The 24,714-nt window shown below is 67.7% G+C and carries 28 protein-coding genes, 1 tRNA gene and 1 riboswitch; of the genes, 15 read left to right on the top strand and 14 right to left on the bottom strand.

Translation table 11 applies throughout. The features are described 5' to 3' along the window. Positions 1-58: 58 nt before the first annotated feature. From ACP15H_RS27600 to ACP15H_RS27580, 5 genes are all read right to left on the bottom strand, one after another. Complete coding sequence (locus tag ACP15H_RS27600; protein ID WP_425069326.1) at positions 59-607, bottom strand: NifU family protein; 549 nt, start codon at positions 605-607, stop codon at positions 59-61. A 289-nt stretch (positions 608-896) separates the two neighbouring features. Then, positions 897-1,379, bottom strand: a complete 483-nt coding sequence (locus ACP15H_RS27595) for a universal stress protein (protein WP_425069325.1) — start codon at positions 1,377-1,379, stop codon at positions 897-899. Positions 1,380-1,398: 19 nt separating this feature from the next. Next, positions 1,399-2,244: a TIGR02186 family protein gene (locus ACP15H_RS27590; protein WP_425069324.1), complete on the bottom strand. Its 846-nt coding sequence runs from the start codon at positions 2,242-2,244 to the stop codon at positions 1,399-1,401. Next, complete coding sequence (locus ACP15H_RS27585; protein WP_425069323.1) at positions 2,241-3,167, bottom strand: sulfite exporter TauE/SafE family protein; 927 nt, start codon at positions 3,165-3,167, stop codon at positions 2,241-2,243. Before ACP15H_RS27585 ends, ACP15H_RS27590 begins: the two co-directional genes overlap by 4 nt. Before the next feature lie 8 nt (positions 3,168-3,175). Continuing rightward, positions 3,176-4,207 carry a DUF2333 family protein gene (locus ACP15H_RS27580; RefSeq protein WP_425069322.1) on the bottom strand — a complete coding sequence of 344 codons (1,032 nt, stop codon included), beginning with the start codon at positions 4,205-4,207 and terminating at the stop codon, positions 3,176-3,178. 83 nt (positions 4,208-4,290) lie between these two features. On the opposite strand from ACP15H_RS27580, the gene ACP15H_RS27575 reads away from it, so the two are divergent. Genes ACP15H_RS27575 through ACP15H_RS27560 form a run of 4 tightly spaced genes read left to right on the top strand, consistent with a single transcriptional unit; the run spans position 4,291 to position 7,363 of the window. Continuing rightward, positions 4,291-5,244 carry an alpha/beta hydrolase gene (locus ACP15H_RS27575; protein ID WP_425069321.1) on the top strand — a complete coding sequence of 318 codons (954 nt, stop codon included), beginning with the start codon at positions 4,291-4,293 and terminating at the stop codon, positions 5,242-5,244. Next, positions 5,241-6,365 carry an MFS transporter gene (locus ACP15H_RS27570; protein WP_425069320.1) on the top strand — a complete coding sequence of 375 codons (1,125 nt, stop codon included), beginning with the start codon at positions 5,241-5,243 and terminating at the stop codon, positions 6,363-6,365. Before ACP15H_RS27575 ends, ACP15H_RS27570 begins: the two co-directional genes overlap by 4 nt. Before the next feature lie 60 nt (positions 6,366-6,425). Beyond that, positions 6,426-6,872: a MarR family winged helix-turn-helix transcriptional regulator gene (locus ACP15H_RS27565; RefSeq protein WP_425069319.1), complete on the top strand. Its 447-nt coding sequence runs from the start codon at positions 6,426-6,428 to the stop codon at positions 6,870-6,872. Continuing rightward, the gene (locus tag ACP15H_RS27560) at positions 6,869-7,363 is read left to right on the top strand and encodes an AAA family ATPase (protein WP_425069318.1); all 495 of its coding nucleotides are present in this window, start codon (positions 6,869-6,871) and stop codon (positions 7,361-7,363) included. The genes ACP15H_RS27565 and ACP15H_RS27560 overlap by 4 nt, the downstream gene beginning before the upstream one ends. Positions 7,364-7,437: 74 nt before the next feature. On the opposite strand, the gene ACP15H_RS27555 is transcribed toward ACP15H_RS27560, so the two are convergent. The 4 genes from ACP15H_RS27555 to gloB all read right to left on the bottom strand — a co-directional run bounded on the left by ACP15H_RS27555 (position 7,438) and on the right by gloB (position 9,739). Beyond that, a complete protein-coding gene (locus ACP15H_RS27555; RefSeq protein ID WP_425069317.1) occupies positions 7,438-7,680 on the bottom strand; it encodes a hypothetical protein in 243 nt (80 codons plus the stop codon). A 2-nt stretch (positions 7,681-7,682) separates the two neighbouring features. Continuing rightward, positions 7,683-8,114 (bottom strand): OmpA family protein, encoded by a 432-nt coding sequence (locus ACP15H_RS27550; protein WP_425069316.1) that lies wholly within the window; start codon positions 8,112-8,114, stop codon positions 7,683-7,685. Positions 8,115-8,344: 230 nt separating this feature from the next. Then, positions 8,345-8,794 carry a hypothetical protein gene (locus ACP15H_RS27545; RefSeq protein ID WP_425069315.1) on the bottom strand — a complete coding sequence of 150 codons (450 nt, stop codon included), beginning with the start codon at positions 8,792-8,794 and terminating at the stop codon, positions 8,345-8,347. Between the two features lie 168 nt (positions 8,795-8,962). Continuing rightward, positions 8,963-9,739: a hydroxyacylglutathione hydrolase gene (gene gloB, locus ACP15H_RS27540; protein WP_425069314.1), complete on the bottom strand. Its 777-nt coding sequence runs from the start codon at positions 9,737-9,739 to the stop codon at positions 8,963-8,965. Between the two features lie 72 nt (positions 9,740-9,811). Between gloB and ACP15H_RS27535 the strand changes: the two genes are divergently transcribed. From ACP15H_RS27535 to ACP15H_RS27520, 4 genes are read left to right on the top strand one after another with little or no spacing between them, the layout of a single operon-like run. Continuing rightward, a complete protein-coding gene (locus tag ACP15H_RS27535; protein WP_425069313.1) occupies positions 9,812-10,597 on the top strand; it encodes a class I SAM-dependent methyltransferase in 786 nt (261 codons plus the stop codon). 20 nt (positions 10,598-10,617) lie between these two features. Further along, positions 10,618-11,550: a DUF1932 domain-containing protein gene (locus ACP15H_RS27530; protein ID WP_425069312.1), complete on the top strand. Its 933-nt coding sequence runs from the start codon at positions 10,618-10,620 to the stop codon at positions 11,548-11,550. Further along, complete coding sequence (locus ACP15H_RS27525; RefSeq protein ID WP_425069311.1) at positions 11,540-12,043, top strand: YbaK/EbsC family protein; 504 nt, start codon at positions 11,540-11,542, stop codon at positions 12,041-12,043. Before ACP15H_RS27530 ends, ACP15H_RS27525 begins: the two co-directional genes overlap by 11 nt. After that, complete coding sequence (locus ACP15H_RS27520) at positions 12,036-13,832, top strand: GNAT family N-acetyltransferase (protein ID WP_425069310.1); 1,797 nt, start codon at positions 12,036-12,038, stop codon at positions 13,830-13,832. The genes ACP15H_RS27525 and ACP15H_RS27520 overlap by 8 nt, the downstream gene beginning before the upstream one ends. On the opposite strand, the gene metW is transcribed toward ACP15H_RS27520, so the two are convergent. Together metW and metX are read right to left on the bottom strand one after the other, a co-directional pair. Further along, complete coding sequence (metW, locus tag ACP15H_RS27515) at positions 13,813-14,418, bottom strand: methionine biosynthesis protein MetW (protein ID WP_425069309.1); 606 nt, start codon at positions 14,416-14,418, stop codon at positions 13,813-13,815. The two genes, ACP15H_RS27520 and metW, sit on opposite strands and share 20 nt — an antisense overlap. Next, positions 14,418-15,530, bottom strand: coding sequence for a homoserine O-acetyltransferase MetX (metX, locus tag ACP15H_RS27510; RefSeq protein ID WP_425069971.1), 1,113 nt, complete (start codon positions 15,528-15,530; stop codon positions 14,418-14,420). The genes metW and metX overlap by 1 nt, the downstream gene beginning before the upstream one ends. Before the next feature lie 102 nt (positions 15,531-15,632). Next, positions 15,633-15,708: riboswitch (SAM riboswitch) on the bottom strand. 104 nt (positions 15,709-15,812) lie between these two features. On the opposite strand from metX, the gene ACP15H_RS27505 reads away from it, so the two are divergent. From ACP15H_RS27505 to ACP15H_RS27490, 4 genes are read left to right on the top strand one after another with little or no spacing between them, the layout of a single operon-like run. Beyond that, a complete protein-coding gene (locus tag ACP15H_RS27505; RefSeq protein ID WP_425069308.1) occupies positions 15,813-16,664 on the top strand; it encodes a chorismate mutase in 852 nt (283 codons plus the stop codon). A gap of 24 nt (positions 16,665-16,688) precedes the next feature. Further along, positions 16,689-17,777: a histidinol-phosphate transaminase gene (gene hisC, locus ACP15H_RS27500; RefSeq protein WP_425069307.1), complete on the top strand. Its 1,089-nt coding sequence runs from the start codon at positions 16,689-16,691 to the stop codon at positions 17,775-17,777. Then, positions 17,774-18,658, top strand: a complete 885-nt coding sequence (locus ACP15H_RS27495) for a prephenate/arogenate dehydrogenase family protein (protein WP_425069306.1) — start codon at positions 17,774-17,776, stop codon at positions 18,656-18,658. Before hisC ends, ACP15H_RS27495 begins: the two co-directional genes overlap by 4 nt. 2 nt (positions 18,659-18,660) lie before the next feature. Next, complete coding sequence (locus ACP15H_RS27490; protein ID WP_425069305.1) at positions 18,661-19,230, top strand: gamma-glutamylcyclotransferase; 570 nt, start codon at positions 18,661-18,663, stop codon at positions 19,228-19,230. Here ACP15H_RS27490 and ACP15H_RS27485 read toward each other — a convergent pair. Beyond that, the gene (locus ACP15H_RS27485) at positions 19,227-19,853 is read right to left on the bottom strand and encodes a TetR/AcrR family transcriptional regulator (protein WP_425069304.1); all 627 of its coding nucleotides are present in this window, start codon (positions 19,851-19,853) and stop codon (positions 19,227-19,229) included. The two genes, ACP15H_RS27490 and ACP15H_RS27485, sit on opposite strands and share 4 nt — an antisense overlap. Before the next feature lie 170 nt (positions 19,854-20,023). Here ACP15H_RS27485 and ACP15H_RS27480 point away from each other — a divergent pair, with 170 nt between their 5' ends. Beyond that, entirely contained in the window at positions 20,024-21,178 is a 1,155-nt protein-coding gene (locus tag ACP15H_RS27480; RefSeq protein ID WP_425069303.1) for a trans-sulfuration enzyme family protein, read from the top strand. Between the two features lie 130 nt (positions 21,179-21,308). Here the strand turns inward: ACP15H_RS27480 and ACP15H_RS27475 are convergent, their stop codons facing one another. Beyond that, positions 21,309-22,469, bottom strand: coding sequence for an acyl-CoA dehydrogenase family protein (locus tag ACP15H_RS27475; RefSeq protein ID WP_425069302.1), 1,161 nt, complete (start codon positions 22,467-22,469; stop codon positions 21,309-21,311). A gap of 57 nt (positions 22,470-22,526) precedes the next feature. On the opposite strand from ACP15H_RS27475, the gene ACP15H_RS27470 reads away from it, so the two are divergent. Both ACP15H_RS27470 and ACP15H_RS27465 read left to right on the top strand, forming a co-directional pair. Beyond that, positions 22,527-22,601, top strand: a tRNA-Gly gene (locus ACP15H_RS27470). A gap of 25 nt (positions 22,602-22,626) precedes the next feature. Next, positions 22,627-23,967, top strand: a complete 1,341-nt coding sequence (locus ACP15H_RS27465) for an enoyl-CoA hydratase/isomerase family protein (protein WP_425069301.1) — start codon at positions 22,627-22,629, stop codon at positions 23,965-23,967. Between the two features lie 152 nt (positions 23,968-24,119). Here the strand turns inward: ACP15H_RS27465 and ACP15H_RS27460 are convergent, their stop codons facing one another. Beyond that, positions 24,120-24,710 carry an ActR/PrrA/RegA family redox response regulator transcription factor gene (locus tag ACP15H_RS27460; protein WP_295133027.1) on the bottom strand — a complete coding sequence of 197 codons (591 nt, stop codon included), beginning with the start codon at positions 24,708-24,710 and terminating at the stop codon, positions 24,120-24,122. Positions 24,711-24,714: the final 4 nt, after the last annotated feature.

The raw sequence follows: 24,714 nt of genomic DNA, 5'->3' as shown, positions 1-24,714 counted from the left end.
GCGGCCCATAGGGCCGCGAGCGCCATCCCAACGCGTACGCTTGAGCGAAAAGCAGCCCTTACTGGGCCGCTTGGACTTCCACGACTTCCGGCACGTAGTGCTTCAGAAGGTTCTCGATTCCCATTTTCAGCGTGGCCGTCGAGCTCGGGCAACCCGAGCAGGAGCCCTGCATGTGCAGGTAGACGATGCCATCGCGAAAATCGTGAAACACGATATCGCCGCCATCCTGGGCCACGGCGGGCCGGACGCGGGTGTCGAGCAATTCCTTGATCTGGGCGACGACTTCGTCATCGTCCGCGGCGACCGACGCTGCGGCGTCGCTGTCGGCGATCACGGGCTCGCCCGACGTGTAGTGCTCCATGATGCCACCGAGGATCGACGGCTTCATGATCTGCCAATCCCGGTCGGCCGTCTTGGTGACGGTCACGAAGTCGGAGCCGAAGAACACGCGCTCGACCCCTTCCACCGCGAACAGCCTCTTGGCAAGCGGTGAGGGCGTGGCGGCCTCGACGTTGGCGAAATCCGCCGTCCCCTTCTCCATGACCACCCGGCCAGGAAGAAACTTGAGAGTCGACGGATTGGGCGTCTGCTCGGTCTGGATAAACAAACCTACCTCCGGTTCGAATGCTTTGGGGCGGACCCCTTCGGCATCGCTCAGGCTGGGGATCAGGACGTCTCCATCCCCACTCGATGGCTACGGACGTAGGAACCGGTTGCAAGGCGATCAAGATGATTCTTGAGAGCCTCTGTATAACTATTATGGAAAATATACCGATTATCGTATTATATCAGTCCACTAATGACGAAATTCCGAATTTCGCGCCAGTGTTTCAATTGTACGCAAAGAAATTTTCCAAGCATATCGCCGCAGAAAGAACGCCCGCTTCTCGCATGCATCATGAGATCGCGTCGATCTCAGCCTCGGAGAGCGCGCCCGGCACGATGGTCAGCGGGATGCGGAGCTGACCTCCCGCCTTGCCGGTAAAGGCCGTCACCAGCGGACCCGGCCCGTCGCTGCCGGAGGCGCTGCCCAGCACCAGGACCGAGATCGAGCGGTCCTCGACGAGGAGCTTCGCGAGTTCATCGCGGCTCTTGCCTTCGCGGATGTAGATCGAGGGCGGCTGGCCGGTCATGGAGACCGCATCATCGGCGTACCGGGCCACGACGATCTCGGCCTGCTGGCGCGCTTCCTCACGCATCAGCTCGACCACCGAGCCCCATTGCTGTCCTTCCGGCGGATCCATGACGTAGAGCATGGCAACCCGGCCGCCGGTGCGCTTGGCACGGCGGCAGGCATAGCGCAGCGCATTGCGCATTTCCGGGCTTTCGTCGACCACGACGAGAAAGACGCGCTCGCCGGACTTGGGCTGCTCGCTCATGACCTCTTCCCCTCAACTCCTAGAGACGCCGCATGACCGCGCCGCCCAGCCAGCCGACCAGCAGCGCCATCAGGATGGCTCCCACCCCGTATAAAGCTCCCTCATGCGCCGACCAGCCCGCGAGCTGGGCGCTGAAGCCGACCTTGCCGACCGGCAACGGGCGCGAGATCGCCGCGACGATCTTGCCCTCGCGCAGCAGATAGACGCGGATGTCGTAGACGCCTTCCGGCAGCCGCGACGGAAAGGGCAGGTCCACGCGGAAAAGCCGGCCAGCCTGGACCGTCACCTGGCCGATGGCCGCGGGGTAGAGCCCCTCCCGCCGCTTCACCTCGACGAGGCCGGCGCGAAAGCGCGCCAGTTCGGCGGCGTCGCGGGGCGTGGCCGGCTTCAGGGTGGACAGCCGGTCCTCGAGCGACAGGATCTCGCCGCCGGCGCCCCGCGCCAGCAGGCGCTGCAGCGGCTGGCTGGCGGCGATGGCGTAATAGGCCGGCACGTCGTCGAAGCCCTGCCGTCCGGTATTGAGCCAGATTCCCAGGAACCGCTGCTTGCGCATCACGGTCTCGCGGGCGGGCGGGCCGGCCACGACGACGACGATCTCGCCGGGCGGATCGAACATGCCGAACAGCAGGATGCTCTCGCCCTGGAAGGCCGAGGTGATCGACACGCGGGCGAGCGATAGATCCATGATCAGGTCGGGCGTCGTGGGCTCGTTCGGCACCGAAGGCGGCGCGATGGCGTCGGGCGGCCCGCCGATAGTCGGCGCGGGCAGAGCTCCCGGTGCCGGGTCCAGGCGCGGACCCTGGGCCAGGGCACCGGTCGCGCCGAGGAGAATCGCAAGGCAGGCAAGGAGACCAAGCGATCTCACGGCAATACCTCGCGGGTGCCCAGCGAATAGAGGGAGCTCGGGGTGCGCAAAAGCTCCGTCAGCAGTTCGGCGGCCACCGCCAGGATCAGCAGCGACATCAGGGCGCGCAGCGCCACGCCGGGCAGCTTGGCCGCGAGCCGCGCGCCGATCGGCGCCCCGACGACGCCACCCAGGATCAGCAGCAGCGCCAGCACGACGTCGACGGTCCCGTTGGTCGCGGCCTGCAGGAAGGTGACGTTGGCCGCGACGAACAGGATCTGGAAGTTCGACGTGCCGATCACCACCGCCGTCGGCATGCCGAGCAGGTAGATCATCGCCGGCACCAGCACGAAGCCGCCGCCGACACCGAGGATTGCCGACAGCACCCCGATGAGGACGCCCAGTCCGAGCGGCAGCAGGGCACTGATATAGAGCTTGGACTTGTAGAAGCGCAGCTTCAGCGGCAGCCGGTGCACCATGTAGTGGCTGTGGAGCTTGCCGCGCGGCCCGTCGGGATTGCGCTTGCGCTTGAAATAGGTGCGCAGGCTTTCGGCCAGCATCAGCAGGCCGATGGTCGACAGCATCACGACGTAGAGCACCGCGATGACGAAATCGATCTGCCCGATCCGCTTCAGGTAGGTGAACAGCCAGACGCCGGCCGACGAGCCCAGCATGCCGCCCGCCAGCAGGACCAGACCCATACGCAGATCGACGTTGCCGCGCCGCCACTGGACCTGCAGCGAGGAGATCGAGTTGGCGACGACCTGGTTGGCCTGGCTGGCCACCGCCACCGCCGGCGGAATGCCGACGAAGATCAGGAGCGGCGTGGCCAGGAAGCCGCCGCCGACGCCGAACATGCCCGACAGCAATCCCGCGGCGGCGCCCAGGCCGAGCAGGATGAACACGTTCATCGATTGCTCGGCGATGGGGAGATAGATCTCCATGCCGCCGCCTACTTCAGCAGGATGTTGGTGATTTCGCGCAGCTGCGTGCGGGCGCGCAGCAGGTAGAAGCCCTGCGCGAGCAGGTGATTGGGAATGAGCAGCGCATCGGGATAGCCGTTCCAGACGATCCACGGGTCGAGCTGGGCCGCGATTCGGAAGGTGTCGACCGTGCCGTTCCAGGCGCTGGTGAGCTCGCGGTCGCGGATCACGTTCTGGAAGTCCACGCCCAGATCCCGCAGCAGCAGGTAGTAGACGTAGAGGCGGCCCTTGTTGAAATAGAAGATGTCGTCGCACCGGGCATCGAACAGGTCGCCGGCCTTTTCGATGACGTGCTGGTCGATCGCCGCCGAGTCCGAGCCCAGATCGCTGGCGATGCGGTCGAGCAGCGCCTGCAGATTGTCGGCGCGCCGCTCGAACACGGCCTGACCGGCACCCAGCCGCTTGTTGTAGGCCATGAGCTTGTCGCGGCCGGCGCGATATTTCTGGGCCGAGGTCGTGGACGGCAACAGCGAGACGCTGGGCTGCCAGAGCCAGATATTGGGCTGTTCGTTCAGGAAGCCGCGCGCCTGCTCGAGGTCGCGGTCGGTCTGGCTCGAACCGCGCGTGCGGCCGAGCTGGTCCATCAGCTCGGTGCTGAACCGGCCCAGCGCCGACATGATGCCACGCTGGAAATTCGGCATGTTGTCGAGCAGCCCGGCCGGCGTGAAGAACGGCATCATCGGCGTCCAGGTGTGGACATCGACCTCGCGCGTGACCAGATCGGCCGCGGTGGCGACCGCCTTGCTTTCGCCGGGTGCGACGCTGCGCGCCGCGAACTGCGGATCGTCGTCGATATCCTCGGTCACCAGCGCGCCGACCGGGTAGTAGAGAATGAGCAGAGCAAGGACGATGCGCCACGTCCACTTCCAGGCAGTGCGACCGCCTGACGATGGGACCGAAGTCGAGCGACCCGGGCGCCATCCCCGCATGCGATCCCAGCTTCGCCGCCACCAGGCAGGCTTGGCCGACGAAGGTGCGCTGTAGTCCGGTTCGAATGTCATGGCACACCTTACCATTCGCCTCGTGACGAAACAGGGGCGCAGCCTGCTAGAGTGTGCGGAATGTTTTCAATGGAGTGGGTGGAATGGCTCTCGATCCGGAATCCCAGCGGCTGATCGACCTGATGGCGGCCGCCAATCGCCCGGCCTGGAACACGCTGAGCCCGCAAGCCGCCCGCGATCTCTATCTCTCGCTGCGCCCCGGCGCGCAGGGCCCGCGTCCCGCCGACGTGAAGGTCATGGATCGCACCATCCCCGGCCCGGCGGGCGAACTGTCCGTCCGCCTCTATCGCCCGGCATCGGCGGCCGCCGACGCCCCGCTGCCGGCGCTGGTCTATGCGCATGGCGGCGGCTGGGTGTTCGGCAATCTCGACAGCCATGACGTGCTCTGCGCCCAGCTTGCGCTCGAAGCCGGCATCGCGGTGTTCCATGTCGATTATCGGCTGGCGCCCGAGGCCCGCTTTCCCGGCGCCTTCGACGATGTCGTGGCGGCGCTGCAATGGGTGGCTGCCAACGGCCCCTCGGTCGGCATCGACCCGACGCGGCTCGCCATCGGCGGCGACAGCGCCGGCGGCAATCTCGCCGCCGCAGCGTCGATCTGGGCGCGCGACAACGGCGGACCGAAGCTCCTGATGCAGCTTCTGGCCTATCCGGTGACCGACGCCGTGGCCCGCACCGAATCCTACCGGCATTTCGAGGACGGCTACGGGCTGAACGCGGTGACGATGGAGTGGTTCTTCGACCACTACACGCCCGACAAAGCCAGCCGCGGCGACTGGCGCGTCTCGCCGCTGCGCGCCGCCTCGCTGGCCGGCCTGCCCCCGGCGCTGGTCGTCACCGCCGGCTACGATCCGCTGCGCGACGAAGGCCGGGCCTATGCCTGGCGTCTCCAGCAGGAAGGCACGCAGGCCGACCTGGTCGAGTTCGGCGGCATGCTGCACGGGTTCCTGAGCTCGCCGATGCTGCTGCACGGCGCCCGGCGCGGCACCACGCTCTGCGCCGCGGCCCTGCGTGAGGCGCTGGTGCTGCGCGCCCAGTGACGACCGCCACCTCTCGTGCCACCGCACCGGTCAGCATGGCGCTGCCGGGGCTGGTGATCGCCGTCTGCATGATCGGCGACACGCTGCTCTATGCCGTGCTGCCGCTCTATCACGAGCAGTTCGGCCTCTCGCTGGCGATGGTCGGCGTGCTCTTGTCGCTGAACCGCTGGATCCGGCTCCTCGCCAATTCCGGCGTCGCCCATCTCGGCGAGCGCCTCGGCCCGCACGCGCTGATGATCGCCGCGGCGCTGGGCTCGGCCGTGTCGACGACCATCTACGGGCTGGTCGACAATCCGACGGCGCAGGTCCTGGCGCGCATTCTCTGGGGCATCTCCTACGCCTCGCTCAATCTCTCGACGCTGGCCTATGCCGTCAGCGACCGGACCAATGCCGGCAAGCGGGTTGGCACCAGCCGCGCCGCCATCGGTCTCGTCCAGGCGATGTCGCTGGTCGGCGGCGCCTGGATCGTGCTCGAACTCGGCGCCCGATCGGTGTTCCTGATCTACGGGGCGCTCACGCTGATCGCGCTCGGCGCGGCGATCATGCTGCCGCGCCTGCCGCCCGAGCCGGTCTCGAAGAAGGGCTTCAAGCTGCCGATTCCCCATCGGCTGGAAGTCTGGGGCTTCGTCATGGGCTTCGCGGGCGACGGCGTCTTCCTGCTGACGCTGGCCTTCCTGATGAAGGACTCCATCACCTCGGTGGCCGCCGTGATGGCGACGGCGATGCTGCTGGCGCTGCGCTGGCTGGTCGAGGTCACGACCGGGCCGATCGGCGGCTGGATCGGCGACCGGTTCGGGGCGCGGCGCATCGCGATCGCGAATGCCGCCCTTCTGGTCGGCGGCTTCGTGCTGATCGCGGCAGACCACGAGCTGCTGGGCGCGCTGATGATCGTCATGACGCGCGGCATGTTCAACACGCTGATCCCGGTGCTGGTGATCGAGCGTGGCCACGGCACGGTGCTGTCCAGCCAGGCGAGCTATTCGACCTGGCGGGACTTCGGCGCCGCCGTCGGGCCGCTGACCGCCCCCTGGCTCTTCCTCAACGTCCCGCAGGTGCCGCTTTATGCGGCCCTCGCCCTGGCGCTCGGCCTCAGCGGCTATTTCTGCCTGGTGAGGCGCTGAAGCGCTCCAATTGATTCCCATATGCTTGCATATGGAAACATATCGGCCTATATCGCGCCGATGACCAGCCCCCCCTTCTCCGCCACCCTGAACCTGCTTCGCGCCACCGCGCGCCTCGAAGAGCGCTTTGCCGGCGAGCTCGGCTCCGTGCACGGGCTCGCCCTCAAGGAGGTGCTGCTGCTGATGCACCTCGAGCGGGCGCCCCTGAAACGGCTGAGCCGCATCGACCTCGCCAAGCGGCTGCATGTCAGCCCCTCGACCGTGACCCGCATGACCAGCCCGCTGGAGAAGCTGGGCTGCGTCGGCCGCGAAGCCGATCCGCGCGACGCCCGCCTCTCCTATGTCGTCCTCACCGAAGCCGGCCAGCGTCTGGTCGGCGAGGCGCGGGCCACGCTGGAGCGCATGGCCGCCGACCTGTTCCGCGACCGCTGGGCCAAGGCGGAGATCGCCACCCTTGCCGACCTGCTGGGCCGGCTCACCGCCGGCCAGCCGGGAGACCTCGCATGATCCACCTGATCTGCGGCTCCACCGGTGCCGGCAAGACGAGCTACGCGAACAGACTGCGCCAGCAGCTCGGCGCCCTGCATCTGTCGATCGACGACTGGATGGTGACCCTGTTTGCAGCCGACAGGCCTTCGCAGGGCAGCTGGTCGTGGATCGAGGAACGGGCGCTGCGCTGCGAGCGGCAGATGCTGGCGACGGCGTTGCAGCTTGGCCGCGCCGGCCTGCCGTCGATCCTCGATCTCGGGCTCCAGCGTGCCGATCAACGCCGGCGCGTCGCCGAGCAGGTGGTGTCGGCCGGCATCCGCGTGCGGCTGCACTTCCTCGACGTCGACGCCGGCGAACGCTGGCGCCGCGTCGAGGCGCGCAACGAGCAGCAGGGCGAGACCTTCCGGCTGAAGGTGACGCGACCGATGTTCGATTTCATCGAAACGATCTGGCAGTCGCCGACAGCGGAAGAAATGTCGGCCCTCGACGGCGTCCGGATCGCAGCCTAGCGGAACACGTCCGGGCGCCTCACCGCCGGCCAGCCGGGCGACCTGTGCCGATCGTTCCCCGGCGCCGTTCGGCGCTATCGCAGAACGGCGGCGACCATGATTGCGGCAAAGCCCAGGAACATCACGCTGCCGACGACGATGGCCACCAGCGCCTGCGCTGAGATGTAGGTACCCGCCACACCGCCCAGGACGGACGGCCAGGCGCTGCGCGACGACGACCCACCGTGAGACGCGCCTTGAGGATAGCCGCAGGATGGGCAGGCGAAGGCCTTGTCGGAGAGCTTTCCTCCACACTCGGGACACGCAATGAGCGCCATCGTCACTTCCCTCCCACTATGAACTCGACCCGCCGGTTCTTCTGCCGCCCTGCGGGATCGTCCGTACCGTCCGGCTTCAGGTTGGCGGCGACGGGCGCTGTCTCGCCCTTGCCCTGCGTCGTCATCGACGACGTCACTCCGCTCGCCGCCAGCCAGCGCATCACCGATGCGGCACGCCGTTCGGAGAGACGCTGGTTGTAGTCGTCGGTTCCCATCGAATCGGTGTGCCCGATGATCTCGACCGAGGCCGCCTGCAGGGCCTTGAGGATCTCCGACATCTTGAGCAGCACGGGCCGCGCATCGCCCCGGATCTCGGCCCGGTCGAAGTCGAACAGCACGTCGCTCGGAAGATCGATCAGGATCGCAGCGCCGCGCTTACGCGCGCCGAGATCGGAGAGCATCCCTTCGGTCTTCAGCCGCGTCTTGTCGTCCATGTCGGCGAGGCCAAAGGTCGAAGCCTGCGACGGGGCCGCGACTTCACTCTCCTGCCGTTTCTCGGCGAAGGAAGATCGCGGCGAGGCGATCTCGCGGAAGGTCGAGGGCTGATCGCCGATTGCGCCAGCGCCCAGGATCCCAGCCCCCGGGATCCCAGCTCCCGGGATCGTCGTCTGTGCCGAAGCGGTCGCGGCGGGAAGGAGAAGGCCGGCGACAAGCGCCAGCCGCCTCACCTCTTCAGCTCCAGGGGAATCGCGAGGCCCGGCCCACTCACGTCGCCGATCTCGTTTCCGGGATTGAAGACCAGGGTCACCTTGCTCGCCGTGGCCGGCAGGGTGCCGGGGAACACGAGGTCACCTTCCATGGTCTTGCCGTTCAGGATGCGCATCCACTTGTTATCCGCGACCTGACGCAGGTGAAGCCGCTCCTGATCGCCTTCGCCCCAGGCGAGATAGGCGTTGTCGGCACCGTTCATCGCTATCGAGTTCGTCCGGTTGCTGTCGAAACTCGCCTGGAGCCGGACCTTCACCGCATCGTCGCCGACCGTGATCGACTTCACCTTCACGGTGAGCCCGACGGGGGCGCTGACCTGCGCACCGGACGTCTCGTAGGTGCGTGTCTCCGCCAGAGCCGTCGCGGGAACGGCAAAGGCAACCACAAGGGCGGCGATCCTCAACAAGCAATCCTCCTCCGTTGTTTGGAGGGGGCATGTAGGGGCGCACTCGTTCGAAAATAAGGTCGAATGTCGATGTGCGATGGGCCCCGGCGCCGCATCGCATCCGATCACGGAATGATCACCCCGTGAATGCTGGACGAGCCGCCTTGGTCGGCGCTCCAACCATATCCCTCAGCGGAAGACGTCCTTGCGGTGGCGCACCTCGGCGAACACCGCGACCGGGTCGGCGCCTGCCATGCCCACCGCCGCCTGGACGGCCGGCACGTCGGCGCGCAGGAACGGGTTGGTCTTCTTCTCCTCGCCGAGCAGCGAAGGGACCGTCGCCTCTCCCCTGGCGCGCGCCGCATCGATGGCCGCCGACCGCTCGAGCAGACTCTTGTTCGACTGCTCGATCGTCACGGCGAAGCGGGCGTTCGACTGGGTGTATTCGTGGGCGCAATAGACCCGCATGTCGTCGGGCAGCGCGCGCAGCCGGCTGAGCGAGGTCCAGAACTGCTGCGGCGTGCCCTCGAACATGCGGCCGCAGCCCAGGGCGAACAGCGTGTCGCCGCAGAACAGCGCCTTCTGGTCGCGGAAGGCATAGGCGATGTGGCCGCTGGTATGGCCCGGCACGAAGAAGATCTCGGCCTCGGCCTCGCCGACCCGGTAGCGGTCGCCGTCGTCGACCTCGACGTCGATGCCGGGGATGCGCGCGCGGTCCTGGCGCAGTCCGACGATCGTGCAGCCGGTCGCCTGCTTGATCTCGAGGTTGCCGCCCACATGGTCGCCGTGGTGGTGGGTGTTGAGGATATGGGTGATCTTCCAGCGGCGCTTCTCGGCCTCTGCAAGCACGGGGCCGGCCACGGCCGGATCGACGACGGCGACGGCGCCGCTCTGCGGCTCCCGCATCAACCACACGTAATTGTCGTTCAGGACCGGGATACGGACAATGTCTAGCGTTGTGCTCATGATGCAAGGCTAGCAGAGCTGGCTTGCGCCGGCCATGGTCCGCGGGCGGCGCTTTCTGCTACACTTGCAGCCATGTGGAGCAACGTCCTCGACCTTGAGGAATTCTATGGCAGCACGCTCGGTCAGATGACCCAGCGGCTGCTGCGCGCCCGCCTGCGCGAAGTCTGGCCGAACGTGCGCGGCGAGACGGTGCTGGGGCTCGGCTTCGCACAACCTTTGCTGCGTCCCTTCATGGAGGAAGCCGGCCGCACGCTGGCCTTCATGCCGGCCCAGCAGGGCGTCACGCGCTGGCCGCGCGAAGGCCGCAACCTCGCCACCTTGGTCGACGAGCTCGACCTGCCGCTGCCCGACCGCTCGGTCGACCGCGTGGTGCTGGTCCACGCCGTCGAATGCACCGAACAGCTTCGGCCGATGCTGCGCGAGATCTGGCGGGTGATGGCCGATGGCGGCCGCATGGTCGTCGTGGCGCCGACGCGCACCGGCTTCTGGTCGCAGGTCGACCGCTCGCCCTTCTACCAGGGCCATCCCTATTCGGCGGGACAGCTCAACGCGCTGTTGCGCGCCAACATGTTCGCGCCGCTGCGCCAGACGCGCGCGCTCTACATGCCGCCGACCCGGTCGCGGCTCATGATGCGCATGGCCCCGACCCTCGAGCGGTTCGGCCAGCGCTGGCTCGGTCGCTTCGGCGGCGTCAACGTCATCGAATCCGGCAAGCAGCTCTTTGCCGGTATCGCCGAGCGCAGCCAGCCGCAAGCCGTCGCCGTGCGCCCCAAGCTGCGTATCGCCAGCTCGCGTGACACGCCGCAGGTCGCCGGCGCCGCGCGCACGACCGAGGACGGCGACAAGCCCGCCTCCTGAATCAACCAAGAAAGAACGACATGGCTTTTTCTCCGCGCGTCATCGCGCTGCTGGGTTTTGGCGAGGCGGGATCGGCCATCGCCCGCGGTCTTGCAGCGGAAGGCGGCTGGCGCGGCCCGTCGAAACCCGGCGACAATGCCCCGCGCCGCGTCATCGCGATCGACACCGCGCTCGACAAGGATCCGCGTGGCACGGCCCTGGGCAAGACCGCGCGCTCCCTCGATGTCGCGATCGCCGACGGCTACACCGAGGCGCTGAGCGAAGCCGATCTCGTGATCTGCGCCGTGCAGGGCGAGCATGCGCTCTCGGCCGCCCGATCGGCCGCGCCGCTCCTGAAGAAGGGCGCGCACTATCTCGACCTCTGCACCGTCACCGGCAGGATGTCCGACGAGGATCGCGCCGAGATCGAGAAGGGCGCGGGACGTTACGTCGACGTTGCCGTCATGGGCGGCTTCTTCAAGCAGGGCATCAAGGCGCCGATGCTGGTGGCGGGCGAGGATGCCGCCGACGCCGTGGCCTGGATGAATGCCAACGGCTTCGTCGCCACCCTTCTCGGACCGAAGCCGGGCAGCGCCTCGTCGGTGAAGATGCTGCGCAGCACGCTGGTGAAGGGCATCGAAGCGCTGGGCGTCGAGGCACTGGTCGCGGCGCAACGCCAGGGCATCCTCGACGAGGTGCTGGGCTGCCTCGGCGACGCCGATTCGATGGGGCTGGCCGGCTTCATCACCATGCTGGTGCAGACGCATGTCGTTCATGCCCATCGCCGCTGGGAGGAGATGGGACTGGTCGCGCAGACGCTGCGCGAGACCGGCGTCGATCCGCTGATGACGGAAGTGATCGAGAAGAGCCATCGCCGCACGGTCGACGCCCAGATCGCGCCGGCCGACGGCCAGGTGCCGAGCCTCGAAGAGGCGCTGAAGATCCTGTCGGAGAAGGTGATCCGTGGACGCTGAGATCTGGACCGGCGAAGTCTTCGATCGGCTGGTGACGATGCTCACCGAGGCGAAGGCGAAGTTCCGCGTCATCGAGCACGCCCACGAAGGCAAGTCGGAAGCCATCAGCGCCATTCGCGGCAACCGTCCCGACCAGGCCGCCAAGGCCATGGTGCTCGACGTGCGCGGCGGTGGCGGCGGCAAGCGTCATGTGCTCGCCATCCTGCCGGGCAGCCGCAAGCTCGACTTCGCTGCGGTTGCCGCGCTGTTCGAGGCGCGCAAGTGCGGCTTCGCTTCGCCGGACACGGCGCAGGAACTGACCGGCTGCGTCATGGGCGCGGTCCCGCCCTTCGCGCTCAATCCCGCGCTCTCGATCGTGGTCGAGGAAGACCTGCTGGCCAACGAGACGCTGTTCTTCAATGCCGGCCGGCTCGACCGGTCGATGGAGCTCGACACGAAGGACTGGCTGGCGATCGCCAGGCCGCGCCTCGCGCGGATCGCCGTTCGTGACTGAGACCTGGAGCTTCGGTCCCGCAACCGAAGCCGATTTCGAACCGCTTCTGGCCCTGCGCACCGACGTTATGCGCGAACATCTCGAACGGGTCGGACGCTACACGCCCGAGCGATCGCGCCGCACGTTCCGCACGCATTTCGACGAGCCCGGCACACGACTGATCCTTCAGAAAGGTATCCGCGTCGGCTGCGTCGGCTTTCGCCGAAGCGACCAGGAAATCCGCATCGACTCTTTCTATCTCGACCGCCGCCTGCACGGTTCGGGCCTGGGCACGACAATCCTGAAAGCGCTGCTGGCCGAGGCCGACGCCACCGGCCTGCCCGTGCGGCTCGAAGTCCTGAAGGGCAGCCAGGCCGACCGGCTCTACCTGCGCCACGGCTTCGCGAAGTTGAGGGAAGACGAGATCGAGGGCTTCTACGAGCGACCTGCCGCCGGCCGCGCCATTGCCGCGCTGATGCCACGCGGCCCGGGCCATCAGTTCGTCTTCTACGGCGACGCCTGCTCCGGCGTCGCCGGCGCCCCGCACGAACGCACCTTCGCCGGCGTCAACGCGGCGGTGCGGCGCCTTGTGCCCTCGCCCGAATTCATCCTGTTCCTGGGCGACGAGATCGCGGGCTACACCGCCGATGCCGAGACGCTCCGCCGACAATGGCGGCACTGGCTCGACGCGGAGATGGCCTGGCTCGATCGGCGCGCGATTCCGATGTGGCATACGACCAGCAACCACGCGACCTACGACACGATGAGTGAGGACGTGTTCCGCGAGGTGCACCACCACCTGCCGCGCAATGGTCCTCCCGGGCAGGAAGGCCTGTCGTACTGGGTGCGGCGCGGCGACCTGCTGATGGTCTTCGTCCATACGCTGTGGACCGGCCTGGGCGGCGAAGGTCACGTCGAGACGGATTGGCTGCGCGACGTGTTGCAACAGCACGCCGATGCCCGTCACAAGATCGTTGCCGGCCACCATCCCGTCCATCCGGTCAACGGCTTCGCCGGCGCCTATCAACGCGACGTCGGCCCCGAGCACGCCACGGCATTCTGGGACGTCTTGGTCGAGGGCGGCGTGCTGGCCTACCTGTGCGGCCATATCCTGGCGTTCGACGTGCAGGTCCATCGCGGCGTGCTGCAGGTCTGCACGGCGGGCGCCGGCACTGCACACCGCATGCCCGAGGGCATCGAATATCTCCATGCCGTTCAGGCTGCGTTGGATGACGGTGGCCTGCGCTATCAGGTACTCGATGCCGACGGCGTGGTCCGCGAGAGCCTGTCTTGGCCACTTGAGGTGCCGCCGGTCGGCCAGTGGCGGGCCTTGGACGAGGCCGGCATCTCCAAGGGCCGGATCGCCGCCTTCCGCTTCACCGGCCACGCCGCTCCCACGGGAACGAGCACCGCCCAGACGTTGCTCTCGGCCTCCCGCCCCGGCGTCCGCGCGCCGCTCTGGATCGGCCTGAGGGGACATGAGCAGCGACTGACGGTGATCCTGGAACCGGAGCCTGGCCGCAGCCCGCACTATTGGCTGGGGCCTGCGGTCACGGCCGATGCGCCGTTCGACATCCGGCTGCTCGTCCATCCGGGCATGGGCCCCGGCGGCCTGCTCTATCGCCTCGCGGCCGATGCCCCCTGGTCATCCTTGTCGAGCGCCTCGGCCTGGGGTGCCGAGCGCCTCGACTGGCCGGATCGCTTCAGCGTCGCTCATGGTCCGGAGGGACCGCACGACCGTGCCTTTCTCGGCCGCGATCTCGCGACCTCGGCAACGATCGTCGAGGATTCTAGTCCCGTCTCAGCATGAACACCGCCTGCTCGCCGATCAGGTTGGCGAGCAGCGGCGGCAGGCTGATGCGGCGGCTCTTGCTGTTGAGCACGATGCCGCGCTCGATGCGGACGCCCATGGTGCGGCAGAGCGCGCGGAAATCGTCGATGCTGCAGAGATGGATGTTGGGCGTGTCGTACCACTTGTGGGGCAGCGACGCGGTTTCGGGCATGCGGCCGCCGAACACCAGCCGCAGCCGCACCTGCCAGTGCGCGAAGTTGGGAAAGGACACGATGGCGCGCTTGCCGACGCGCAGCATCTGCTCCAGCACCCGCCGCGGCTCGCGCGTGGCCTGCAGCGTCTGGCTCAGGATCACATAGTCGAAGGCGGCGTCGGGATAGTCGCGCAGGTCGGTATCGGCGTCGCCCTGAATGACCGACAGGCCGTTGGCCACGCAGGCGTTCACGCCGGCCTGGCTGAGCTCCATGCCGCGCGCATCGACCCGCTTGTCGTTCATGAGATGGGCCAGCAGCGCGCCGTCTCCGCAGCCCACGTCGAGCGCACGGGTGCCGGGCTCGACCATGTCGGCGATGAGCTGAAGGTCGACGCGAATCGGGGCGTTCATCAGTGGGCACTCCGGAGGCCGCGCGCCGTGGCGGCGCCCTTCAGGAAGCCCGAGAGGGTGCGGAACATTTCAGGCTCGTCGAGCAGGAAGGCGTCATGGCCCTTGTCGCTGTCGACCTCGACGAACGACACGTTGGCGGCGGCAGCGTTGAGCGCATGCACGACCGCGCGGCTCTCGCGCGTCGGGAACAGCCAGTCGCTGGTGAAGGACATCAGGCAGAAGCGCGTGGCGGTGCCCTTGAAGGCATTGGCCAGCACGCCGCCATGCGCGCCGGCAAGGTCGAAATAGTCCATCGCGCGCGTGATGTAGAGGTAGCTGTTGGCATCGAAGCGGTCGACGAAGGTCGAGCCCTGGTGGCGCAAGTAGCTCTCGACCTGGAAATCCGCATCGAAGCCGAAGCCCAGCGCATTGCGGTTCTGCAGGGAGCGGCCGAACTTGCGCTGCAGCGCCTGCTCCGAGAGGTAGGTGATGTGCGCCGTCATGCGGGCAACCGCGAGGCCGCGCGCCGGATTGGTCTGGTGCAGCCGATAGTCGCCGCCCTTCCACTCCGGATCGGCCATGATCGCCTGGCGGCCGACCTCGTGGAACGCGATGTTCTGCGCCGAATGGTGCGCGGCGCAGGCGATCGGCACGGCCGAGAAGACACGCTTGGGATAGCTGGCCGCCCATTCGAGCACCTGCATGCCGCCCATCGAGCCGCCGATCACGCAGAAGAGATCGGGAATGCCGAGATGGTCGAGCAGTGCCGCCTGCGCCCGCACCATGTCGCCGATGGTCACGACCGGGAACCGCAGGTTCCACGGCTGGCCGGTCGCGGGATCCCGAGCCTGCGGGCCGGTGGTGCCCATGCAATGGCCGAGCACGTTGATGCAGATGATGAAATAGCGTTCGGGATCGAGGATCTTGCCCGCCCCGATCAGGCTCTCCCACCATCCCTCCTTGCCGGTGACGGGATGACGATCGGCGACGAACTGATCGCAGGTCAAAGGATGGCAGACCAGGACGGCGTTCGACTTCGCGTCGTTCAGCGTACCGTAGGTCTGATAGGCCACCCGGTAGGGGCCGAGATCGACGCCGCAGTCGAGGCGCAATGGCCGGTCCACGCCCAGGATCGCGTGGCGGCACTGGGCGAGCGCCTTGCGTTCGGCATCGGTGAGGTCGTCGAGCACTAACCCACTCCAACGAAAAAGCCCCCGACCGGAAGGACGGGGGCTTTTTCGAGCACTCCGACCTTTTAGCGGTGTTTAACGTGGCCGCAAGCCGGTCGGCTCAAATTCCACGGAGAGGCTCTATACGGTCGCGTGTGGCGGGAGGCAAGCCCCTTGCGACTTGTTTGCCTTTACGCGGGCAGTGCGGACGTAGTATCGCCGCTGCGCACAGGAAAAAACGGCCAAATGGACGCTCCCAGTCTCGACAGCTTGCGGCAGGAAATCGACGCCATCGATACCGACTTGCACGGCCTGATCCGCCGTCGCGCGGAGGTCGTCGGGCTTATCTCCGCAACCAAGCCGGCGGGTGGCCTCGCCTTGCGTCCGGGCCGTGAGGCGCAGGTTCTGCGCAAGCGGTTGGCGTCGCACGACGGCCGGTTTCCGTCGGGCGCCGTCTATCGCATGTGGCGCGAGATGATGAGCGCTTTCACGCTGATCCAGACGCCCGGCCTCAAGATCGCGATCTGCCGTCCCGACGACCAGCCCGGCTACTGGGACCTCGCCCGCGATCATTTCGGCTGCCAGATCCCGTTCGTCGCCCACGACACGCCGGCCGGCGTGCTGTCGGCGGTGCGCGCCAGCACGACGACCATTGGCGTCGTGCCCGCCCCGCTCGAGGCCGACTCGACGCCGTGGTGGCCCCTGCTTGCCGGCAAGGACACGACCCTTCCGACCGTGATCGCGCGCCTGCCCTTCCTCGCCATGCCGAACGCGCGCGCGCGCGGCATCTCGGCCTTCGTGCTGGCGCGCATCGATGCCGAGCCGAGCGGCGCGGATCGCGGCCTGGTGGCGATCGAGGCGAAGAACGGCCTGAGCCGCGACCGCATCGCCGCGGCGCTGGCCAAGGCCGGCCTGCCGGCCTTCACCTCGGCGCTGGACCAGGTCATGGCCGGGGTGCATCACTATCTCGTCGAGGTACCGGGCATGATCGCCGACGACGATCCGCGCCTGCGCGATCTCGAAACGGCCCTGGGCCTGGAAAAAGGCTGCGCGGCGGCCATCGGCGCCTATGCCGTGCCGATCGACGCCAAACCGTGAACTGAACTTTCACAGGAGACTGGCATGAGCGCGCTCACCCCGCGTCCGGGCATCATGAAGATCGCGCCCTATGTGCCGGGCAAGGATTCGATCGACGGCAAGGAGACGATCGCCAAGCTGTCGTCCAACGAGGGCGCGCTCGGCCCCTCGCCCAAGGCGATGGCGGCCTATGCCAAGGCGGCGGCCGACCTGCATCGCTATCCCGACGGCGACACCGCGAACCTGCGCAAGGCGCTGGGCCGGCACTACGGTCTCGATCCGGCGCGCATCGTCTGCGGCGCGGGCTCCGACGAGATCCTGAACCTGCTGGTCCGGGCCTACTGCGGTCCCGGCGACGAGCTGCTCTACAGCCAGTACGGCTTCCTGATGTACGCGATCAACGCACTGGGCGTCGGCGCGACCCCGGTCGCGGCGCCGGCCCGGGACTATGGCAGCGACATCGATGCCCTGCTGGCGGCGGTGACGCCCAAGACGCGCATCGTCTGCCTGGCCAACCCGAACAATCCGACCGGCACCTACGTCACCAAGGACGATGTGCGCCGCCTGCATGCCGGCCTGCCGAAGAACGTGCTGCTGATCATCGACGCGGCCTATGCCGAATATGTCAGCAAGAACGACTACGATTCGGGCCTCGAGCTGGTCGACCAGGCCGAGAACGTGGTGATGACCCGCACCTTCTCGAAGATCTACGGCCTGGGCGGATTGCGTCTCGGCTGGATGTACGGGCCGGCCGGGATCGTCGACGTGATGAGCCGGCTGCGCCAGCCGTTCAACGTCAACGCGGCGGCGCAGATCGCGGGCATCGCGGCGCTCGACGACATCGCCCACACCGACGCCAGCCGCACCAACAACGACATCTGGCTGCCGTGGCTCAGCACCGAGCTCACCAAGCTCGGCCTCGAGCCGGTGCCGAGCGTCGGCAACTTCCTGCTGGTCGGCTTCGGCTCGAAGGAGCGCGCCGTCGCGGCCAACGACTGGCTGATGAACGACGGCCTGATCCCGCGCCTGGTCGCGGGCTACGGCCTGCCCGCGCATCTGCGCATCACGGTCGGGACCGAGGCCGAGGTGAAGGCCGTCCAGGCCTCGCTGGCCCGCTTCGTGGCCGCCAAATGAGCGAACCCCTGTTCGACAAGATCGCGCTGATCGGCATCGGCCTGATCGGCGGCTCGATCGCGCTGGAGGCCCGCAAGCGCGGCCTGGCCCGGACGATCGTGGCCGCCACGCGCAGCCCCGAGACGGCGGCCCTCGCCAACAGGCTGAAGCTCGCCGACCATTGCGGCACCGATCTCGCGGAAGCCTGCAAGGATGCCGACCTGGTGATCGTCTGCACGCCGGTCGGCGCCTGCGGACCGGCCGCCCAGGCCATCGCGTCGAGCCTGAAGCCGGGCTGCATCGTGTCGGACGTGGGCTCGGTGAAGCAGACCGTGATCGCCGACATGGCGCCGCACATTCCCAAGGGCGTGCATTTCGTGCCGGCCCATCCGGTCGCCGGCACAGAGAATTCCGGCCCCGAAGCCGCGCTGCTCGATCTGTTCCAGGGCCGCTGGTGCATCCTGACGCCGCTGCCCGACAGCGACAAAGCCGCCGTCGCCAAGCTCGAAGCCTTCTGGAAGGGTCTCGGCAGCCAGGTCGAGTGCATCGATCCCAAGGACCATGACCGCATCCTGGCCATCACCTCGCATCTGCCGCACCTGATCGCCTATACGATCGTCGGCACGGCCGACGATCTCGGCGGTCATCTCAACAGCGAGGTCCTGAAGTTCGCCGCCGGCGGCTTCCGCGACTTCACGCGCATCGCCGCCTCCGATCCCACCATGTGGCGCGACGTGTTCATGAACAACCGCGAGGCGGTTCTCGAAGTGCTGCAGCGCTTCCAGGAGGATCTGTTCTACCTGCAGCGCGCCATCCGCTGGGGCGAGGGCGACAAGCTGTTCGACCTGTTCACGCGCACGCGCGAAATCCGCCGCGCCCTGATCCACCTCAACCAGGCCTAGGGTTGGGCGCGTCGGCAGCAGAGTCTTCAGCCAGACCAGGCTGGGTCTTCGGCTACGGCTCGCTGATGTGGAACCCGGGCTTCGCGACGCCGGAGACGCAGGCGGCGAGGCTGCAGGGCTGGCATCGCGCCTTCTGCATCTATTCGGAACACTATCGCGGCACACCGGAGAAACCGGGCCTCATGCTCGGCCTGCTGCCGGGCGGCTCCTGCCGCGGCCTGGCGCACCGGCTGCCCGCCGCCACCTACGACGAGGTGCGGCGCTACCTGATCCATCGCGAGATCGACAATGACGGCGTCTACGTCGAGACGGTTCGCCCGATCCGTCTCGATGACGGGCGGATCGTGCCGTCCCTCGTGTATCTTGCCGACCGCTCGCACCGGCAGTTCGCCGGCAAGCTGCCGGAGAACGAAGCGCTCAGGCTGATCCGTCAGGGCCATGGCGCCACCGGAAGCAGCCTCGACTATGTGCTGAACACGGTCACCCATCTCGGCGAACTCGGCCTCAGCGACCGCTCGCTCGAGAGGCTGGCCCGCGCCGCCGCTGGCGACGCAGGACCTGCGAGCCGCTAGCGGCGCGCGGCCTCGGTCGCGAACACCGACTGCACAACGAAGCCGAGTTCTTCGCGCGCCTGCTCGACCGACAGGCCGAGACGCTGGCGAAGCACGACCCAGCTTTCCGGCGCGATGGCCAGGGCCAGGGCGGTCAGGGTCCGCTGACGCGACTCCACCGGCAGAGCGGCCAGCTCGGGACCGAAGGCCTGCGAGAGGTGCGCGGTGTTGGCGCTGTAGATCTGCGAGATCATGTCGGCGGCTTCCGGCGAGCGGCGCTGCAGCGTCTCGACGAAGGTCCACATCGGGCGGAGCTGCTCGTAGCGGTCGGCGCACTGATTGATCAGGCTGGTCACGCGCTGCTCGACGGGGCCGGCGGCCGCAAGCTCCGGCGCTTCCCCGACCAGGGCGGCCAGGACGCGGCCGAGGACGGCGACGTAGAGTTCGGCAGTGTCGGCAAAGTGCTGGAAGACGGTACGGGCCGAGACGCCCGCCATCTGGGCGATGTCGCGCACGATCGGCGCGACCTGCCCCGCGGCGGCGAGGGCCAAGGCCGAGGCGACGATCGATTCCCGCGTGCGGGCGACGCGGTCGCCACGACCGGCTGTGGGAAGCTGCTTCGTGTACAGGGTCTGACCGTCCATTCCTGACTCCCGAGCGAGTGTTTGCCGTCTTGTCGGCAACCTTGCCGATCCTGAAGATGACGCAAGCAAATCACTGTATATGAAGCTACTACTGCATCGTCATTTCAAGTACTTCGATGCGCTATAAGGGCGCGATCGACGTAAGATATATGTAAGCCGACGGGGCCCCGATGTCCGAGAAAGTCTTTGCTGCCGCTTCCCTCGCCGCCCAGGCGATGGGCTGGATCGACCCGGTCACCAAGGCCGTCGTGCCCCCGATCCATATGGCGAGCACGTATCTTCGCGACGAGGACAATGGCTATCGCTCGGGGCGCATCTACGCGCGCGCCGACAATCCCACGTTCGACCAGGCAGAAGCAACGCTCACCGCGCTCGAAGGTGGCGCGAAGTCGCTGATCTTCTCGTCGGGCATGAGCGCCGCCACCGCCTGCTTCCTCGCTCTCTCGCCCGGTGATCATGTCGTGACTTCGAAGGTCATGTACTGGGCGCTGCGCAACTGGCTGATGACCTTCGCCACGCAGTGGGGCCTCAAGGTCGAGTTCGTCGACACCGACAAGACCGACGAGGTCGCCGCGGCGGTGAAGCCCGGCGTCACCAAGCTCGTCTGGATCGAGACTCCGGCCAATCCGACCTGGAGCGTGTCCGACATCGCAGCGATCGCCGAGATCGCCCACAAGGCCGGCGCGCTGCTGGGCGTCGATTCGACGGTCGCGACGCCGGTGCTGACACGACCGATCGAGCATGGCGCCGACATCGTGATGCATTCGGCGACCAAGTATCTCAACGGACATTCCGACATCATCGCCGGCGCGCTCACGGGCGCGCGCGACGATGCCTATTGGGCGAAGCTTCGGACCATCCGCGCGCAGCTCGGCACCATTCTCGGCCAGACCGAGGCGTGGCTGCTGATGCGCGGCATGCGCACGCTGTTCCCGCGCGTCGCCTGGGCCTGCAAGTCGGCCCAGAGCCTCGCCGAAAAGTTCGCCGAGCATCCGATGGTCGAGCAGGTGCTCTATCCCGGCCTGCCCTCCTTCGCCGGGCACGCGGCGGCGGCAAAGCAGATGACGGGCGGCTTCGGCGGCATGCTGTCGGTGCGCGTCAAGGGCGGCGAGCGCGCGGCCATCGCCACGGCGGCGCGCGTCGATCTCTGGAAGCGCGCCACGTCGCTGGGCGGCGTCGAAAGCCTGATCGAGCATCGCGCCAGCATCGAGGGACCGGGCACGCCCTGCCCGCCCGACCTGCTTCGGCTGTCGGTCGGCGTCGAGGAGAGCAGCGACCTGTTCGACGATCTCGACCAGGCGCTGAAGCGAGCGCACAATGCTTAACCCGTCGTCTCGACCGGAGCACCGAAGGTGCGGAGCGGAGAGACCTTCTCTCCACTAAAAGCCGTCTATTCGTAGAGAGAAGGTCTCTCCGCTCCGCACCTTCGGTGCTCCGGTCGAGACGACGGAATTTTTATTGAGCCGTCGTGCCGAACACCGAAGCCAGCCCCGCGCCGATGCGCTCGTTCATCATCTCGATCGAGCCGTCGGTATAGGCGGCGATCTTGGCGCCCGCGAGATGGCGGGCGAGCGGATAGTCGGCGCGCAGGCCGTTGGCGCCCATCGCCTGGATGCAGTCGGCGATGCGCTGCACGGCCATGTCGGTCGCGAACTTCTTGGCGTAAGCGGCCGGCAGCACGGCGTCGGCGCCCTCGTCGATCAGGCGCGCGGCGCGATAGCAGAGCAGGCGGGCGGCTTCGAGATCGGTCGCGGCATCGACCAGCTTCCAGCGCACGCCCTGATGCTCGATCACCGGCTGGCCGAAGGTCTGGCGCTGCTGCGTGTAGCGCACGGCCGTTTCCAGCGACGCCTGCAGCATGCCGCAGCACATGGCCGCGACATAGGCGCGGGCGCCGTTGATGCCGGCGAGCGCGGCCTTGAAAGCCTTGCCCGGCGGATGCAGCACCGCCTCGTCCGGCGCGAAATAGTCGACCAGCCGGAAGCCGCCGACGCCGATCGCGTGGCCGCCATGCAGCTCGAACGGCTTCTCGCGATGGAAACCCGGCCGTTCCGCCTCGATCGCGAGGCAGATGATGCCGCGATAGCCCTGCGCCTTATCGGTCTGCGCATAGGCCACGGAAAGACCCGCGACCGCGGCATTGGTGATCCAGGCCTTGGCGCCGTTCACCTTCCAGCCGCCCTCGACACGCACGGCTTCCATCTCGAGGCCGCCGAAGTCGCTGCCCACGCCGGGCTCGCTGAGACCCGCGCAGCCGATCAGCTCGCCGGTCAGCATGCGCGGCAGCAGGCGCGCGACCTGGGCCGGCTGGCCGTCGCGCGCAAAGCGCGCGCAGGCATTGTGATGGTTGATCAGCGCGAAGGCGAAGGCGAAGTCGTGCCGCGCGATCTCCTCGAAGGCGCGCAGCTTGCAGGAGAAGGACAGCCCCTGCCCGCCATGCTTCTTCGCCAGCTCGATCGTGTTGAGGCCGAGGGCGCAGGCCGCCTTGATGGTCTCGAGCGGATAGCGGCGCTCCCATTCCCAGCGGGCGGCATTGGGCGCGACCTGTTCTTCGGCGAACGTCTTGGCGCGCGCCACGACGGCGCGCTCTTCGGGGGTGAGGACTTCATCGAGCATGTTCCTGAGATACACGATTGGACCTCGGGCGCAACGGCGGGCTAGAATGGTGCCAATGCGGGTGTAGCTCAGGGGTAGAGCGTCGGCTTCCCAAGCCGTAGGTCGCGGGTTCGAATCCCGTCGCCCGCTCCATAATTTTTCGGGCAGGAACGTCGTGATGGGTGGTGAGGCACCGGCGCCGGTCTCGGCCAGCGGCGACTTCGCCGCCGACACGGCTGCCTTCTCCACTTATTGGCGCGACAGCGCGGACCGTCTCTCCCGCCTGCCCGCCAAGCCGAACCGCGATGCTGCCGCCTATGATGCTGCCGAGTCTCTCAAACAGGCCGCGCGCGAAGCCCGCTTCGCCTTCCTGCGCCGCCATGCCCGCACGCTCTACGACAGGCTGACCGACAACCGCGCCAGGTTCGTGCGCATCGAGCGGCTGGTCTACGACGCCGCCGCCCTCGTGCCCGGCCTCGCGCCGACGCAAGCCCAGGTCGCGGCCGAAGCCGAGCTGCGCCAGTCCGAGAAGGACGGCGTGGAGATCGACCAGGGCATCCTCTGCAACCAGTTCCTCGCCGATCCCGACTGCGGCCTGCATCTCTGCCACGCCATGCTGCTGCCGCGTGAGGAATCGGCGGACGCGCTCGCGAAGTTCCAGCGCGACGGCCGCCTCGATCTCGGCTTCGCCAAGGTCGAGCGGCAGGGCAAGGCGGCGGTGCTGCTGCTGTCCAACCGCCGCTTCCTCAACTCCGAGGACAACGCGACCCAGGCCGCGACCGAGATCGGCGCCGACGTCTGCATCCTCGACCGCCAGAGCGAAGTCGCGGTGCTGCGCGGCGACGTGGTGCCCGAGGGCAAGTATGCCGGCCGCAGGGTCTACAATGCCGGCATCAACCTCACGCACCTCTACTACGGCAAGATCCCGTTCCTGTGGTTCCTGATCCGCGACATGGGGTTCGTGAACAAGATGTTCCGCGGCCTCGCCCGGCCGGACGTGCCACCCGATGAAGTCTCAGGCGATTCGATCGAGAAGCTCTGGATCTCGGCCGTCGAGACCTTCGCCATCGGCGGCGGCTGCCAGATCCTGCTGGCCTCCGACTTCAACATCGCCGGCCGCGACGCCTACATGACCCTGCCGGCACGCAAGGAAGGCATCATCCCGGCGATGGCGAACCTGCGCCTGTCACGCTTCGTGGGCGACCGGCTGGCGCGCCAGGCGATCATGTACGAGCGCCGCATCGAGTGCGATTCCGAGGTCGGCCGCATGATCTGCGACGAGGTCGTGGCGCCCGACGAGATCGACGCCACCATCGGGCGCGTCATCGACCGGCTGACCGGCTCGGGCGCGGTCGGCGCCATCGGCAACCGCCGCGCGCTGCGGCTGGGCGTCGAGCCGCTCGACACGTTCCGCCGCTACGCCGCGCTCTACGCGCGCGAGCAGGCGTACTGCCATTTCAGCCCGGCGTTGATCTCGAATCTCGAACAGTACTGGAACGCCGCCAGCCGGCGGGCCTAGTGGTCATTCCACGAATAACCTCATCCTGAGGAGCGGTCCGCAGGACCGCGTCTCGAAGGGTGGGCACGCGCACCAAGCCTGTAGCCCATCTTTCGAGACGGCCCTTCGGGCCTCCTCAGGATGAGGTCAGGAGTTAACGAACGACAGAAGCCTCAGTGCTCGCGCGGGGCGTGCTTGCCCAGGATGCGCTGCAGGGTGCGGCGATGCATGTTGAGACGCCGCGCCGTCTCCGAGACGTTGCGGTCGCATTGCTCGAACACGCGCTGGATATGCTCCCAGCGCACGCGGTCGGCCGACATCGGATTGCTGGGCGGCGGCGGCAGCTTGCGGCCGTGCGCGGTCAGCGCCTGTTCGATCGCATCGGCATCGGCCGGCTTGGCGAGATAGTCGACGGCGCCTTCCTTCACGGCGGCCACCGCGGTCGCGATGTTGCCGTAGCCGGTCAGGACCACGATCCGGATGTCGGGACGCGCCTGGCGCAGCGGCCCGACGAGCTCCAGCCCGTTGCCGTCGGCCAGTCGCAGGTCGAGCACGGCAAAGGCCGGCGGCCGGGCGGTCTGGGCCAGCGCTTCGGCCACGGAGCCCACGGCGGTGACGATGAAACCGCGTTGCTCGAGCGCACGCGCAATACGGTTGCGGAAAGCTGCATCATCGTCGGCGATCAGCAAGGTACGGTCCTTGTTGTTCGTCGTGCCGGCGATCACAGGCGACAAGGGGCGCGGGGCGCCGCTGTCCTGGGTCATGGCG

The sequence above is a fragment of the Reyranella sp. genome, assembly GCF_965249915.1.
Classification (GTDB): domain Bacteria; phylum Pseudomonadota; class Alphaproteobacteria; order Reyranellales; family Reyranellaceae; genus Reyranella.
Note: the sequence above shows the minus strand (reverse complement) of the source record. Positions and strands in the feature narration are given on the sequence as shown.

Excerpts from the sequence above, each read along its gene's own strand:
- ACP15H_RS27560 (WP_425069318.1), top strand. The coding sequence starts at position 6,869 with ATGATCCACCTGATCTGCGGCTCCACCGGTGCCGGCAAGACGAGCTAC.
- gloB (WP_425069314.1), bottom strand. The coding sequence starts at position 9,739 with ATGAGCACAACGCTAGACATTGTCCGTATCCCGGTCCTGAACGACAAT.
- ACP15H_RS27585 (WP_425069323.1), bottom strand. The coding sequence starts at position 3,167 with ATGGAGATCTATCTCCCCATCGCCGAGCAATCGATGAACGTGTTCATC.
- ACP15H_RS27465 (WP_425069301.1), top strand. The coding sequence starts at position 22,627 with ATGGGTGGTGAGGCACCGGCGCCGGTCTCGGCCAGCGGCGACTTCGCC.
- metW (WP_425069309.1), bottom strand. The coding sequence starts at position 14,418 with ATGAACGCCCCGATTCGCGTCGACCTTCAGCTCATCGCCGACATGGTC.
- ACP15H_RS27475 (WP_425069302.1), bottom strand. The coding sequence starts at position 22,469 with ATGCTCGATGAAGTCCTCACCCCCGAAGAGCGCGCCGTCGTGGCGCGC.
- ACP15H_RS27555 (WP_425069317.1), bottom strand. The coding sequence starts at position 7,680 with ATGGCGCTCATTGCGTGTCCCGAGTGTGGAGGAAAGCTCTCCGACAAG.
- ACP15H_RS27495 (WP_425069306.1), top strand. The coding sequence starts at position 17,774 with ATGAGCGAACCCCTGTTCGACAAGATCGCGCTGATCGGCATCGGCCTG.
- ACP15H_RS27480 (WP_425069303.1), top strand. The coding sequence starts at position 20,024 with ATGTCCGAGAAAGTCTTTGCTGCCGCTTCCCTCGCCGCCCAGGCGATG.
- hisC (WP_425069307.1), top strand. The coding sequence starts at position 16,689 with ATGAGCGCGCTCACCCCGCGTCCGGGCATCATGAAGATCGCGCCCTAT.
- ACP15H_RS27530 (WP_425069312.1), top strand. The coding sequence starts at position 10,618 with ATGGCTTTTTCTCCGCGCGTCATCGCGCTGCTGGGTTTTGGCGAGGCG.
- ACP15H_RS27595 (WP_425069325.1), bottom strand. The coding sequence starts at position 1,379 with ATGAGCGAGCAGCCCAAGTCCGGCGAGCGCGTCTTTCTCGTCGTGGTC.
- ACP15H_RS27580 (WP_425069322.1), bottom strand. The coding sequence starts at position 4,207 with ATGACATTCGAACCGGACTACAGCGCACCTTCGTCGGCCAAGCCTGCC.
- ACP15H_RS27460 (WP_295133027.1), bottom strand. The coding sequence starts at position 24,710 with ATGACCCAGGACAGCGGCGCCCCGCGCCCCTTGTCGCCTGTGATCGCC.
- ACP15H_RS27505 (WP_425069308.1), top strand. The coding sequence starts at position 15,813 with ATGGACGCTCCCAGTCTCGACAGCTTGCGGCAGGAAATCGACGCCATC.
- ACP15H_RS27565 (WP_425069319.1), top strand. The coding sequence starts at position 6,426 with ATGACCAGCCCCCCCTTCTCCGCCACCCTGAACCTGCTTCGCGCCACC.
- ACP15H_RS27485 (WP_425069304.1), bottom strand. The coding sequence starts at position 19,853 with ATGGACGGTCAGACCCTGTACACGAAGCAGCTTCCCACAGCCGGTCGT.
- ACP15H_RS27575 (WP_425069321.1), top strand. The coding sequence starts at position 4,291 with ATGGCTCTCGATCCGGAATCCCAGCGGCTGATCGACCTGATGGCGGCC.
- ACP15H_RS27550 (WP_425069316.1), bottom strand. The coding sequence starts at position 8,114 with ATGGACGACAAGACGCGGCTGAAGACCGAAGGGATGCTCTCCGATCTC.
- ACP15H_RS27535 (WP_425069313.1), top strand. The coding sequence starts at position 9,812 with ATGTGGAGCAACGTCCTCGACCTTGAGGAATTCTATGGCAGCACGCTC.